14 protein-coding genes and 1 pseudogene are annotated in these 11789 nt (G+C 68.0%); 4 read left to right on the top strand and 11 right to left on the bottom strand.

Features of this window, described 5'->3' with window-relative positions; all coding sequences use genetic code 11:
* Positions 1-13 precede the first annotated feature (13 nt).
* Both NWFMUON74_RS30615 and NWFMUON74_RS30610 read right to left on the bottom strand, forming a co-directional pair.
* Entirely contained in the window at positions 14-214 is a 201-nt protein-coding gene (locus tag NWFMUON74_RS30615) for a hypothetical protein (protein ID WP_187685193.1), read from the bottom strand.
* A gap of 117 nt (positions 215-331) precedes the next feature.
* The gene (locus tag NWFMUON74_RS30610) at positions 332-1612 is read right to left on the bottom strand and encodes a D-alanyl-D-alanine carboxypeptidase family protein (RefSeq protein WP_187685192.1); all 1281 of its coding nucleotides are present in this window, start codon (positions 1610-1612) and stop codon (positions 332-334) included.
* Positions 1613-1756: 144 nt separating this feature from the next.
* Here NWFMUON74_RS30610 and NWFMUON74_RS30605 point away from each other — a divergent pair, with 144 nt between their 5' ends.
* Positions 1757-3325: an MFS transporter gene (locus tag NWFMUON74_RS30605; protein WP_187685191.1), complete on the top strand. Its 1569-nt coding sequence runs from the start codon at positions 1757-1759 to the stop codon at positions 3323-3325.
* The gene (locus NWFMUON74_RS30600) at positions 3315-3938 is read left to right on the top strand and encodes an acyl-CoA-like ligand-binding transcription factor (protein ID WP_425300419.1); all 624 of its coding nucleotides are present in this window, start codon (positions 3315-3317) and stop codon (positions 3936-3938) included. The genes NWFMUON74_RS30605 and NWFMUON74_RS30600 overlap by 11 nt, the downstream gene beginning before the upstream one ends.
* Here the strand turns inward: NWFMUON74_RS30600 and NWFMUON74_RS30595 are convergent.
* The 6 genes from NWFMUON74_RS30595 to sdhC all read right to left on the bottom strand — a co-directional run bounded on the left by NWFMUON74_RS30595 (position 3913) and on the right by sdhC (position 9053).
* The gene (locus tag NWFMUON74_RS30595) at positions 3913-4800 is read right to left on the bottom strand and encodes a phenylalanine 4-monooxygenase (RefSeq protein WP_187685190.1); all 888 of its coding nucleotides are present in this window, start codon (positions 4798-4800) and stop codon (positions 3913-3915) included. The genes NWFMUON74_RS30600 and NWFMUON74_RS30595 overlap by 26 nt on opposite strands.
* A gap of 67 nt (positions 4801-4867) precedes the next feature.
* Positions 4868-5467, bottom strand: a complete 600-nt coding sequence (locus NWFMUON74_RS30590; RefSeq protein ID WP_187685189.1) for a DUF4396 domain-containing protein — start codon at positions 5465-5467, stop codon at positions 4868-4870.
* A 151-nt stretch (positions 5468-5618) separates the two neighbouring features.
* The gene (locus tag NWFMUON74_RS30585) at positions 5619-6386 is read right to left on the bottom strand and encodes a succinate dehydrogenase iron-sulfur subunit (protein WP_187685188.1); all 768 of its coding nucleotides are present in this window, start codon (positions 6384-6386) and stop codon (positions 5619-5621) included.
* Positions 6386-8200, bottom strand: coding sequence for a succinate dehydrogenase flavoprotein subunit (sdhA, locus tag NWFMUON74_RS30580; protein ID WP_187685187.1), 1815 nt, complete (start codon positions 8198-8200; stop codon positions 6386-6388). The genes NWFMUON74_RS30585 and sdhA overlap by 1 nt, the downstream gene beginning before the upstream one ends.
* 17 nt (positions 8201-8217) lie before the next feature.
* Entirely contained in the window at positions 8218-8649 is a 432-nt protein-coding gene (locus NWFMUON74_RS30575) for a succinate dehydrogenase hydrophobic membrane anchor subunit (RefSeq protein WP_187685186.1), read from the bottom strand.
* 2 nt (positions 8650-8651) lie between these two features.
* Complete coding sequence (sdhC, locus tag NWFMUON74_RS30570) at positions 8652-9053, bottom strand: succinate dehydrogenase, cytochrome b556 subunit (protein ID WP_187685185.1); 402 nt, start codon at positions 9051-9053, stop codon at positions 8652-8654.
* Positions 9054-9390: 337 nt separating this feature from the next.
* On the opposite strand from sdhC, the pseudogene NWFMUON74_RS30565 reads away from it, so the two are divergent.
* Together NWFMUON74_RS30565 and NWFMUON74_RS30560 are read left to right on the top strand one after the other, a co-directional pair.
* Positions 9391-9540 (top strand): annotated as a pseudogene (locus NWFMUON74_RS30565) (cytidine/deoxycytidylate deaminase family protein); the annotation flags it as partial.
* A 190-nt stretch (positions 9541-9730) separates the two neighbouring features.
* Entirely contained in the window at positions 9731-9907 is a 177-nt protein-coding gene (locus tag NWFMUON74_RS30560) for a hypothetical protein (RefSeq protein ID WP_187685183.1), read from the top strand.
* Between the two features lies 1 nt (position 9908).
* Here the strand turns inward: NWFMUON74_RS30560 and NWFMUON74_RS30555 are convergent, their stop codons facing one another.
* The 3 genes from NWFMUON74_RS30555 to NWFMUON74_RS30545 are packed head-to-tail and all read right to left on the bottom strand — an operon-like array spanning position 9909 to position 11759.
* Positions 9909-10142 (bottom strand): hypothetical protein, encoded by a 234-nt coding sequence (locus tag NWFMUON74_RS30555; protein WP_187685182.1) that lies wholly within the window; start codon positions 10140-10142, stop codon positions 9909-9911.
* Entirely contained in the window at positions 10132-10509 is a 378-nt protein-coding gene (locus NWFMUON74_RS30550) for a hypothetical protein (RefSeq protein WP_187685181.1), read from the bottom strand. The genes NWFMUON74_RS30555 and NWFMUON74_RS30550 overlap by 11 nt, the downstream gene beginning before the upstream one ends.
* Positions 10506-11759, bottom strand: a complete 1254-nt coding sequence (locus tag NWFMUON74_RS30545) for a helix-turn-helix domain-containing protein (protein ID WP_187685180.1) — start codon at positions 11757-11759, stop codon at positions 10506-10508. The genes NWFMUON74_RS30550 and NWFMUON74_RS30545 overlap by 4 nt, the downstream gene beginning before the upstream one ends.
* Positions 11760-11789 lie beyond the last annotated feature (30 nt).

Genomic DNA, 11789 nt, shown 5'->3' with positions numbered 1-11789 from the left:
GGATCCCGGCCCGTCAGCGGCCGCTGTGGCTGTGCTGGCCGCCGCGGGACTTGGCCTCGGTGGGCTGCGCGGCGGCGCCCTTCCGGCCGGCCGCCGAGGGATCCGCGCTGTTCGGGGAGCCGAAGCTGCCGGTGCTGGCCATGCCGCCCTTGCGGGCCTGCTTCGCGGTATCCGGTCGATTGCCGAACTGGCCGGCGTTCTTGCGATCCGGCATGGTGTTCTCCTCTCTCCGGTACTACTTGCTGGAGCCTGCGAGCGGCTCGCTGTGCGGATGCCCCGCAGCCGAGCGGTCAAACACGGAGAGCGCGAATGGGTTTCGCCGGCGTGCCGGTCAGCGGGAGCGTCCGGTCAGCCGCCAGGCCGCCACGGCCAGCACCAGCGCGGCGGCCAGACCGCCCACGATCAGCACCGTCAGCAGGTTCTCGTTGTGCTGCTGCGCCGGGGCCGCGGTGTCGGTGTCGCGCGGTGGCGGCGAGGCCACGGCCACATTCGTATTCGGCGCTGTCGTGCCGGCGTCGGGTAGTGCGCCGACGCCGTCGCCGGAGGCCAGCGCGAAGCCGTAGTCCAGCAGCCGGGCCGCCTGCTGCGGCGGGCGGATGGGCAGCACCTCGGCCTGCAGCAGCGTGACGACGAGCCGGTGACCGCCGCGTTCGGCGGCGGTGACGAAGGTCTGGCGGGCGTCGTCGGTGTAGCCGGTCTTACCGCCCAGCGTGCCCTCGTAGTCGTAGAGCAGGTGGTTGTCGTTGGCGATGGGGAAGCCGGGATGGTCCTGATCGCCGGGGATCTGCGGGTTGGCGGGGAACCCCGGGAAGTCGACCTGTTCGGTGTGGACCAGCTCGGCGAAGGTGGGTATCGTCATCGCCTCGCGGAACAGCGTGGCCAGGTCGTAGGCGGACGTGCTCATTCCGGGGCCGTCCAGCCCGGACGGTGTCGCGGCGCGAGTGTCCAAGGCGCGCAATCGCTTTGCGAGATCGTTCATCTTCTCGACGGTCGCCTTCATGCCGCCGAGCTGCATGGCGACCGCGTGCGCGGCGTCGTTGCCCGAGGCCATGATCAACGCCTGCATCAACTGCTTGTTGGTGTAGCGGCCGCCGGGGCCGATGCCGACCCGGGTGCCGTCGGCGTTGGCGTCCTCCTGCGTGCCGACCACCACCTTGTCCAGGTCGAGGGTGCGTAGTGCGACCGCGGCCAGCAGCACCTTGATCGTCGAGGCGGGCCGGTATCGCCCGTGCGGGTCCTTGGCTGCCAGCACCCGGCCGGTGTCGAGGTCGGCGATCACCCAGGCGGCGGCCGAGATGTCCGCGGGTACCGGCGGCGCGCCGTCGGGTAGCACCAGGCCACAGGCGCCCAGCTTGTCGCCGCCGATCGGCGGCGACTGGACCGGCAGCGGCGCGGGCGCCGTCTCGCCCGGCTCGGGCACCTCCGAGGCGTCGATCGCGGGCGGCGGAGCGGTCTTGTTCGGGCAGGAGTCGGTGTTCGGTGTGCTGAACGGCGCCGTGGTGGACGCCGGCGGCGCGGCCGTGGCGACGCTCGGCAGTGCGGGGGCCCCGATGAGCCCGGCCACCAGCGCAGCGGCCGCGAACGATCTGGAGCGGCTGATACGCCGGGTCATGCAGGTACTCATCGCCTGCGAGCTTATTCGGCGTGCCCCCGGACCGCTGCGCTCAGTCCCCACTGTGACACGACGGTATTGACAGACACCATGAAATGGGAGTTACTATCAAAAAACAGTAGAAGCCAAATGATAGGAACTGTCATGGAGACGTTGGGATCGCGGGACCGGGTATCGGCCGCCGAGACGGCGCCACAAGCGGCAACCAGCGGCAGGTCCCGGTGGCTGGCGCTGGGCGCACTGGCGATCGCGATGCTGACCATCGGCCTGGACACCACGGTGCTGGTGGTGGCGCTGCCGACGATGGCCGTCGACCTGAGCGCGAATACCGCTGCGTTGCAATGGTTCACGACGGCGTACACGCTGGCGCTCGCCGGTGTGATGCTGCCCGCGGGCGCGCTGGGCGACCGCTACGGGCGGAAGAAGTTCCTGCTCGCGGCACTCGCGTTGTTCGGAGCGGCCTCGGTGTGGTGCGCCCTGGCCGCCTCGTCCGGCGAGCTGATCGCCGCCCGCGCGATTCTGGGCATCGCGGCCGCGACGATGATGCCGCTGTCGATGGCCGTGCTGCCGACCATGTTCCCCGAGCCGGCGCAACGGCAACGGGCACTGACCATCTGGGTCACCTCGACGGCGATCGGATTGCCGCTGGGGCCGATCATCGGTGGCTGGCTGCTGCAGCACTTCTGGTGGGGTTCGGTGTTCCTGATCAATGTGCCGCTGGTGATCGTGGGCCTGCTCGCGGTGGCGCTGCTGGTTCCGGAATCCCGTAGCGAGCAGCGTTTTCCGGTGGATCTGGTGGGGGTGGTGCTGTCGGCGGGCGGAATGCTCTCGCTCACTTACGGTTTCATTCGCTTCGGGGAGGCGGGCTGGGCCGACGCGCTCGGCTGGGCGACCGTGGCGGCCGGTCTGGTGATCCTGACCGGGTTCGTGCTGGTGCAGCGCCGGACACTGCATCCGCTGATCGACCTGAGCCTGTTCTCGGCGAGCGGATTCCGCTGGGGCACCGGTTTTTCCATTCTCGTGCAGTTCGCGATGCTCGGACTGTTCTTCACGGTGCCGCAGTACTTCCAGGCCGTGCTCGACGCGGATTCGCTGGGCAGCGGATTGCGGCTGCTGCCGCTGATCGGTGGCCTGGTCGTCGGTACCCGGGTCGCCGACAAACTGTTGCCGAAACTCGGGATACGGACGGTGCTCACCGCGGGATTCACGGTCCTGGCCGTCGGCCTGGTACTCGGTGCGCTGACCTCCGCCGACGTCGGCTACGGCTATGCCGCCGCCTGGATCACCGTGCTGGGCGTCGGGATGGGTTTCGTGATGCCCTCGGCGATGGGCATGGCGATGGGGGAGCTGACCCCCGAACGGGCCGGATCCGGGTCCGCGCTGATGCAGGCCGTCCGGCAGGCCGGTGGGACGATCGGCGTCGCGGTGCTCGGTACCGTCCTGGCCACGCAATACCGGTCCGAACTGGGCGGATACGATGTCGCGCCGGTGTCGGACGGGGTGAACGCCGGTGTCGCGGTGGCCCGCGAACTGGGCGATCCGCGCATGCTCGGACACGTGCAGTCGGCGTTCGTGAGCGGCATGAGCGCGATGCTGTGGGTGTGCGCCGGAATCTGCGTGGTGGCCGCCGCGCTGGCCGCGATCTTCGTCCGCACCAGGGTGCCCGGCACCGCCGATGCCGGGGGTGCGGGAGAATCTGGTCATGTCGGCTGATTCCGAGGCTCCGCCAGCGCAGGCCCATCCGGTCGCGACCACTCCCCGGATGGGCCTGCGCGAGCGTAAGAAGGAGCGCACCCGCCGCACCATCCGCACCGAGGCGTTCCGGCTGTTCCGCGAACAGGGCTACAACGAGACGACCGTGGAGCAGATCGCGGCCGCGGCGGACGTCTCGCCCAGCACCTTCTTCCGCTACTTCCCGTCGAAGGAGGAGCTGGTGCTGGCCGACGACCTGGACCCGCTGATGATCGAGGCGATCGAGCGGCAGCCGGCGGAGCTGACCATGCTGGAGGCGTTCCGCGCCGCCACGCTCGAGACGTTCGCTTCCCTCGACGAGGAGACCTTCTCCTTCGAGCGGCAGCGCACGGAACTGGTTCGTTCGGTGCCGGAGTTGCGGGGGGCGCTGGCCCGCGAATTCGAACGGAATGTGCGGTTGGTCGCGGACCTGACCGCCGCGCGGACCGGCAGATCGCCCGACGACATCGAGGTCCGCACCTTCGCCGGTGCGCTGATCGGCGGTGCGCAGGCGGCGCTGCTCGACCGCGACCCGTACGACCCCGAAAGCCTCACCCGGGTAATGAATTTCATGGCAAGCGGGATGCGGCTCTAGCGACCTGCTCGTCGGTCACGGTCGCGAAGAAGCCGCCCACCACGTCCTCGATCTCGGAAACCGATCGGGCGCAATACAATACGGGCTGATAGTGCGTGATGTCGTAGGCGCGGGTGCCCATCTCGACAATGTCCAGCGGCCGCAGCTCGGCATGGCGGAACTCCTCGATCTCGCCGTAGGACGACAGCAGACCCGCTCCGTAACAACGGATCTCGCCGCGCTCGCGGACCACGCCGAATTCCATCGAGAACCAGAATACGTCGGCCAGGAACTTCAGCGCCGGTCCCGTTTCGAGCCGAGCGACGGCAGCGCCCACGGCGGCGTAGACGGCCGCGAAGCGCGGGCTCGCCAATTGGTTGGCGTGCCCGATGATCTCGTGGATGGCATCCGGCTCCGGGGTGTACAGCGGGGCCGAATGATGACGGATGTACTGGGTCGAATGGAAGACCCGCGTGGCGAAGGAACCGAAGAACTCCCGCAGTGGCACCAGACCCGCCGCTGGGACGTAACGAAAACCGCTGAGCGGCACCAGTTTCGCGGAGACCTCGTCGAGCTGCGGGATGTGATCGGCGGGCAGGTCCAGGCGCTGTTCGCCCGCGAGCACCTCGTGCGAGGCGTAGGTGTGGTGCTTGCGCCGCAGTTCGGCGGACACGATGCGCCACACGTCCTGTTCCTCGTCGGTGTACTCGATGCGCGGTGTCGGGTCACCGGGCCGGTAGGCCAGCGCCTGGGCGGCGATCGCGTTGCGGCGGGCGCGGTAGGCCGGGTCGTGCACGCCGGGATGTTCGTCGCTCAGGTGCACGGTGACGTCGCCGTCCGCTCCGGTGGTCACCGGAGAGTACAGCTGAGCTTCGTCGAACATGCCTCGATGCAAGCACCGCTGGGCGCATCAGACAACAAACCCGCAACCTGATGGGCAAATTGCCTAGTTAATGGTGGCCATGCAGCGAGTGCACCACCGCGTGACCCTTGCCGCGGCCGATCATCCACTTGTTGACCGGAGTGGTGACGACGAAGGCGACGGCCAGTGCGAAGATCAGCGAACCCCAGAAGAGCCCGTCGGCGAGCCCGGCGTGCATCGCACCCGGCACGGCCAGCAGCACCGCGTTGTCGACGATCTCCATGACCAGGATCGACACGGTATCGGCGGCCAGCGCCAGCGACACCGCCGCGCCCAGCCCCAGCCCCGCGGCGAGCGCGCCGCGCATGGTCAGCGCGTAGCCGAAGACGAAGGCCAGCACGATCGCCAGCACCATGGTCGGGGCGTTGTGCCAGCCCAGCGCCGTGCCGATCACCATGCCGAGGATCTCGCCGATAGCGCACCCGGTGAGGCAGTGCAGGGTCGCGGTAGCGGCCATCTTCCAGGTGGCGGGAGGGTGAGCGGTGTGCGCGGAGTGGTCCCGGTGCGCGGTCATGGCATCGGTTTCGAGGTGGCCGGTGTGGGATTCACGGTGGGATGCGCCGTCGTGGTGATGGGCACCATGCTCGTGGTCGTGGCCGCCGTGGTCTGCGGAATGTGTGTTCTGCATACGCCGAACGATACCCCTATGGGGTATCAAGTCAAGCTCTTATATACCCCAGGCCGGTATACAGTGCGTCACTGCGGTGGTTCAGCCGGCACGACGAAGGCCGCCTCCCTCGCGAAAGAGGAAGGCGGCCTTCGGTTTCGGGCTATGTGGATCAGCGGGCGAACAGAAGAGCGCGCTTGACCTCCTGGATGGCCTTGGTGACCTCGATGCCGCGGGGGCAGGCGTCGGTGCAGTTGAAGGTGGTGCGGCAGCGCCACACGCCCTCGACGTCGTTGAGGATGTCGAGGCGCTCGCGGGCGGCCTCGTCGCGGCTGTCGAAGATGAAGCGGTGCGCGTTCACGATCGCGGCCGGGCCGAAGTAGCTGCCGTCGCTCCAGTACACCGGGCACGAGGTGGTGCAGCAGGCGCACAGGATGCACTTGGTGGTGTCGTCGAAGCGGGCGCGGTCGGTCTGGGATTGGATGCGCTCGCGGGTCGGCTCGTTGCCGTGGGTGATCAGGTACGGCTTCACCGCGCGGAACGCGTCGAAGAACGGCTCCATGTTCACCACGAGGTCCTTCTCCACGGGCAGGCCGCGGATGGGCTCGACGGAGACGGTGAGCGACTTGCCGTTCTTCGGCAGCATGTCGCGCATCAGCACCTTGCAGGCCAGTCGGTTGACGCCGTTGATGCGCATGGCGTCGGAACCACAGACGCCGTGCGCGCACGAGCGCCGGAAGGTGAGCGTGCCGTCCAGGTAGGACTTGATGTAGATGAGCACGTTCAGGAAGCGGTCGGTCGGCAGCACCGGCACCTGGAACGAATCCCAGTGCGCGCCTTTGTCGTCCTCGGGGTTGAACCGCGCCACCTTGACGGTGATCATGGTCGACCCGTCGGGGACGGGAGCGGCCTTCTGGGGGGCCTCTGCTACAGCGGTCATCAGTACTTACGCTCCATCGGCTCGTAGCGGGTCTGCACCACCGGCTTGAAGTCGAGGCGGATGTCGGCGATCAGCTTGGCGTGCTCGCCGGGCTCGACGTCCTTGTAGGCCATGGTGTGGCGCATGAAGTTGGTGTCGTCGCGGTCCGGGTAGTCCTCGCGGGCGTGGCCGCCGCGCGACTCCTTGCGGTTGAGCGCGCCGACGACGGTGACCTCCGCCAGCTCCAGCAGGAAGCCCAGCTCGACGGCCTCCAGTAGATCGCTGTTGTAGCGGCGGCCCTTGTCCTGCACGGTGATGTGCTCGTAGCGCTCCTTGAGCGCGTGGATGTCGGTGAGCGCCTGCTTGAGGGTCTCCTCGGTACGGAACACCGCGGCGTTGGCGTCCATGGTGACCTGCAGCTCGCTGCGGATGTCGGCCACCCGCTCGTTGCCGTGGTCGGACAGCAGCCGGGCCAACCAGCCCTGCACGTACTCGGCCGGGTTCTCCGGCATCTCCACGAACTCGGCGCGCTGGGCGTACTCCGCCGCCGCGATGCCCGAGCGGCGGCCGAAGACGTTGATGTCCAGCAGCGAGTTCGTGCCGAGGCGGTTGGAGCCGTGCACCGACACGCACGCGCACTCGCCCGCGGCGTACAGGCCGGGGACGACGTCGGTGTTGTTGCGCAGCACCTCGCCGCGGATCCGGGTGGGGATGCCGCCCATGACGTAGTGGCAGGTCGGCATGACCGGCACCGGCTCCTTCACCGGGTCGACGCCCAGGTAGGTGCGGGAGAACTCGGTGATGTCGGGCAGCTTCTCCTCGAGCACGTCCTCGCCGAGGTGGGTGACGTCGATGAAGACGTAGTCCTTGTTCGGGCCGCCGCCGCGGCCCTCGAGGACCTCCTTGACCATCGAGCGGGCCACGATGTCACGCGGCGCCAGGTCCTTGATGGTGGGGGCGTAGCGCTCCATGAACCGCTCGCCGTCGACATTGCGCAGGATGCCGCCCTCGCCGCGGACCGCCTCGGAGATGAGGATGCCCAGCCCGGCCAGGCCCGTCGGGTGGAACTGGTGGAACTCCATGTCCTCCAGCGGAAGTCCCTTGCGGAACACGATCGCCATGCCGTCGCCGGTCAGCGTGTGCGCGTTGGAGGTGGTCTTGTACATGCGGCCGGAACCGCCGGTGGCGAAGATGATCGCCTTGGCGTGGAATACGTGCAGCTCGCCGGTGGCCAGCTCGTAGGCGACCACGCCGGTGGCGACCGGGCCGCGGTCGGTCTCGGTCAGGACCAGGTCGAGCACGTAGAACTCGTTGAAGAACTCCACGTCGTGCTTGACGCAGTTCTGGTAGAGCGTCTGCAGGATCATGTGGCCGGTGCGGTCGGCGGCGTAACACGCGCGGCGGACCGGGGCCTTGCCGTGGTCACGGGTGTGGCCGCCGAAGCGGCGCTGGTCGATCTTGCCCTCGGGCGTGCGGTTGAACGGCAGGCCCATCTTCTCCAGATCGAGCACCGCGTCGATGGCCTCCTTGGCCATGATCTCCGCGGCGTCCTGGTCCACCAGGTAGTCGCCGCCCTTGACGGTGTCGAAGGTGTGCCACTCCCAGTTGTCCTCTTCGACGTTGGCCAGCGCGGCGCACATGCCGCCCTGCGCCGCGCCGGTGTGGCTGCGGGTCGGGTACAGCTTGGTCAGCACGGCCGTGCGGGCCCGGGGACCGGCCTCGATCGCCGCGCGCATCCCCGCACCACCGGCGCCGACGATCACGACGTCGTACCGGTGCTCCTGGACAGAACGAGATTCACCTGTGCTGATGATTCGTTCGCTGCGCTCACTCATGGCTAGTTGGCCTGTTCCTAACTGATGTTGGGGTCGAAGGTGAAGATGACGTAGCTGCCCACGCCCATGATCAGGATCATCGAGATCACCAACAGGGTCTTGAGCCAGAATCGGGTGGCGTCCTTGCGGGCGTAGTCGTCGATGACCGTGCGCAGGCCGTTGCCGCCGTGCAGCTGCGCCAGCCACAGCATGGTCAGATCCCAGAGCTGCCAGAACGGGCTGGCCCAGCGGCCGGCGACGAAGGCGAAGTTCAGCCGCTGCACACCGCCGTCGATCATCAGCATGATGAACATGTGGCCGAGCACCAGCACGACGAGCAGCAGGCCGGAGAAGCGCATGAACAGCCAGGCGTACTTCTCGAAGTTGTTGCCCATGGTGCGGCGCGGGGCGCGGGGGGCGTCGAGGCTGGCGGGGATGTCGTAGGACTTGCCCAGTACAGGTGCAGACATGATCAGTGCTCCGTCAGCAGGTAGAAGAACTGGCGGCCGACGCCGGCGCCGGCGACCAGGATCCAGATCGCGAGCACGACCCAGAGCATCTGGCGCTGGTAGCGCGGGCCCTTGGACCAGAAGTCGACGAGGATCACGCGGATGCCGTTGAGCGCGTGGAACAGCACGCACACGACCAGACCCATCTCCATCAGGGCCACGATCGGGTTCTTGTACGTCTCGATGGCCTGGTCGTAGGTATCCGGGCTGACCCGGACCAGGGCGGTGTCGAGCACGTGGACGAACAGGAAGAAGAAGATCGTGACGCCGGTGATCCGGTGCAGCGCCCAGGACCACATGCCCGGGTCGCCGCGGTACAGCGTCTTCCGCTTCGGCTGTGCCGGAGCTTCCAGTGTGGCGGTCATAGAGTGCGGTGCCTCCAACGTCGTTGATGGACACGCCGGGCGAGCCGGCAAGTCTGGACCCGTCGCGGTTTTCGGCGCGCGGGCCTGTGAGCCGTTGGATGTTGGAAAACACCAGCTCGTGCCCGGGGCCGACTCCCCGGAGGCGGTGGCCGGCCCGCCGCCGGGAACCTGAACCGATCTGTCTCGAACTCTAATCCCAGGCGATTGACGGAACTAATTCGGCGTGCCGGTCGTTGGCCTGGAAATCAATGAGTTAGGTTTGCCTTGCCTGATGAATTGACGGGCCCGCAATGCCATTCCCACGGTCGCGTCCGGCACATTCGAACGGAGGTCCGATATGCCCGAAATTGATTGGGATGCATTGCGCCACAGCGCATTTCAAGTTATGCGGAATGCGTATGCCCCGTACTCCCGCTTCCCCGTCGGCGCCGCTGCTCTCACCGGTGGCGGGCGAATTGTGAGCGGCTGCAATGTGGAGAATCTCTCAATCTAGAGCAGAAACCTACTCGTGGGTAGGTGATCAATCACACTCGGTAACAGCGGGTTACAGCCGATCATAAGGTGGTTCCGGTGCCCCGAACGCGACCCTAGCGACACAAACGACGCTACGCGAACAGAGTGCCGGGACAATGCCGGGACAACCGGGACAACACACAGGCCGGTCAGTGGAGCGCCAGATGAGCAAGTTCGTGTTGCGGTTCGACGTCCCCGACGAGCACGTCGCGCTGTTCGCCGGGAACCTGGAAACCTACCTCGACCAGATGTCCCCGCTGACGAAATGGCTGGAGCGACAAGGCGGCAGCACAGAACTCATTGTCAACGACGGCGGCGAGGAACAGCCGCGGCTGTGGTGACCTACTGCTCCACCCGGACGGGCTGGTGGCCGTAGTCCGGCCGCACCGTCGTCAGGTAGACGACACCGAGATTGTTCACGCATCTGACGTGATACGCGACCACTTGACGGGTTTGGGGGTGCCGGACGGCCCCCAGCACAGTGCCCTCCATACGCAGTGCGCCCGGCTGGTCAGGGTCGACACCGCGACCGTGCTCGTCGGTCCACCACGCGACGACATCGCCCTCAGCGAACATCGCTCTCCGGGCTCTCCGATGTCCACACCACGCCGTCGCCGAAGTCGTCGCCGAACAGCCACCGTTGCAGGCGGGGTTCCCCGTGCCGCGCCGTCCGCACCAGCGACGCCGCTTCGCGACCGGACATGCCGAACTGCTTGACCAGCTCTATCGGTGCTACATCCGTGTCGCCCACCATCTCCACGAACAGGGCATTACGCGCCTGGAGCGCGGCGTGCTCCTCCGCCACCGCCCGGTCGTACGCCTCCGACCGCGACGGAGCGCGACCGGCCCGCCCGATTTCCTGGTCCTCGCCCGTCGCTTGTTTCGCGGCGTAAGCCCCCGCGAGCCGCGCGAGCACTTTCGATATCCGGTCGCTGGCAGTCATGCCCTCACGATATCCCCGGCCGCCAGCCGGGCATCCAGTTCACGCACCGCCTTGACGTCCGCCCACGGCGAGAGCCGGTCCCGGCCGCCCCGGATCGCACCGGCCAACCGCGGGCTCCGGTTCTGCTCCGCCAGCGTCGCAGCCGCGCCGACGACGTGCGCGGCCTCCTCGATCTCGCCGAGCTGGATCAGCGCCCGTTCCATCTCGAGCAGAGTCACCGCACGGTCCCGCACGTAGGTGGCCGGCATCAGTTCCAGCGCGCGGCGCGACGCGGCGACAGCGTCCCCGGCGTCGCCCAGGATCGCCAGGCAGTTCCCGCGATAGCTCTCTTGGACACCGGCGCCCATCCAGTAGGCGCGCGACAGCGACGGGTGGCACGGTTCGAGCCCGGCCAGCGCCGTGTCCGCGTCGTCGAGCGCGGTCAGGCACGCGGTCCGCTGCCCGGCCAGCGCGAGGGCTTCCGCGTTGCGGATCGCAACGTAGGCGCGCAAGTGCGTGTCGTCGCTCTGGGCGACCCAGGAACTCGCAGCCACCGCGTAGTCCACCGCGACCCGCGGCCGCTGCGTCCAGATCGCCAGCTGCGACAGGTGGCACAGCATGTACGCGCCCAGGTCGCTGTCCTCGGCCTCGTGCGCGTTCTCGCGGGCCTCGGTGTAGAGGCGCGCCGCGGTGGGATGGTCGCGGGAATCCCACGCCAGGGAGCCTGCGAGCCCGGTCCATTCGGCGTACAGCGACAGCACGTTGGGCCACAGCCATGCCGGGCAGTCCCGCAACATCGCCTCGGTGACCTGCTGCTGTGCGATCACCATCCCTTGTGCGGCAGGCGATCCCATCATGTCGTCCAGCTGCATCGCGTGGTGCAGCGTCGCCCGCACCACCTCGACCGCCGCGGAGTCCGGGCGGCCGGCGCCGGACATCAGCCAGTCGACGCGGTCGGCGGCGTCGCCGAGCGAGAGCCCGGCCAGTGCGCCAGCGCCTCCGGCCGCTGCCTGGAATAGGTGTCGTCGCTTCACGTCGTCGTCATTCCCTCGTAGCGATTCGAACAGCGCCGCCACGTCCTGCGGGGCGCGGGCGAGCATCGTGGCGTAGGAGGAATATGCGAGCGGGGTGATCGCGCTTTCGCCCTTCTCCCAGCGGCGCACCTGCCGCACCGATGAGCCGAGCAGCCGCGCGAACTCGGTCTGGCCCATGCGGTATGCGGCGCGCAGTGCTGCGCAATCTTCCTTGGTCCACTTGCTGACGATATCCATCGCAGCCCCCTGTGGCGGTAGTAGTGCTCG

The organism is Nocardia wallacei, assembly GCF_014466955.1.
In the GTDB taxonomy this organism is placed as follows: domain Bacteria; phylum Actinomycetota; class Actinomycetes; order Mycobacteriales; family Mycobacteriaceae; genus Nocardia; species Nocardia wallacei.
Note: the sequence above shows the minus strand (reverse complement) of the source record. Positions and strands in the feature narration are given on the sequence as shown.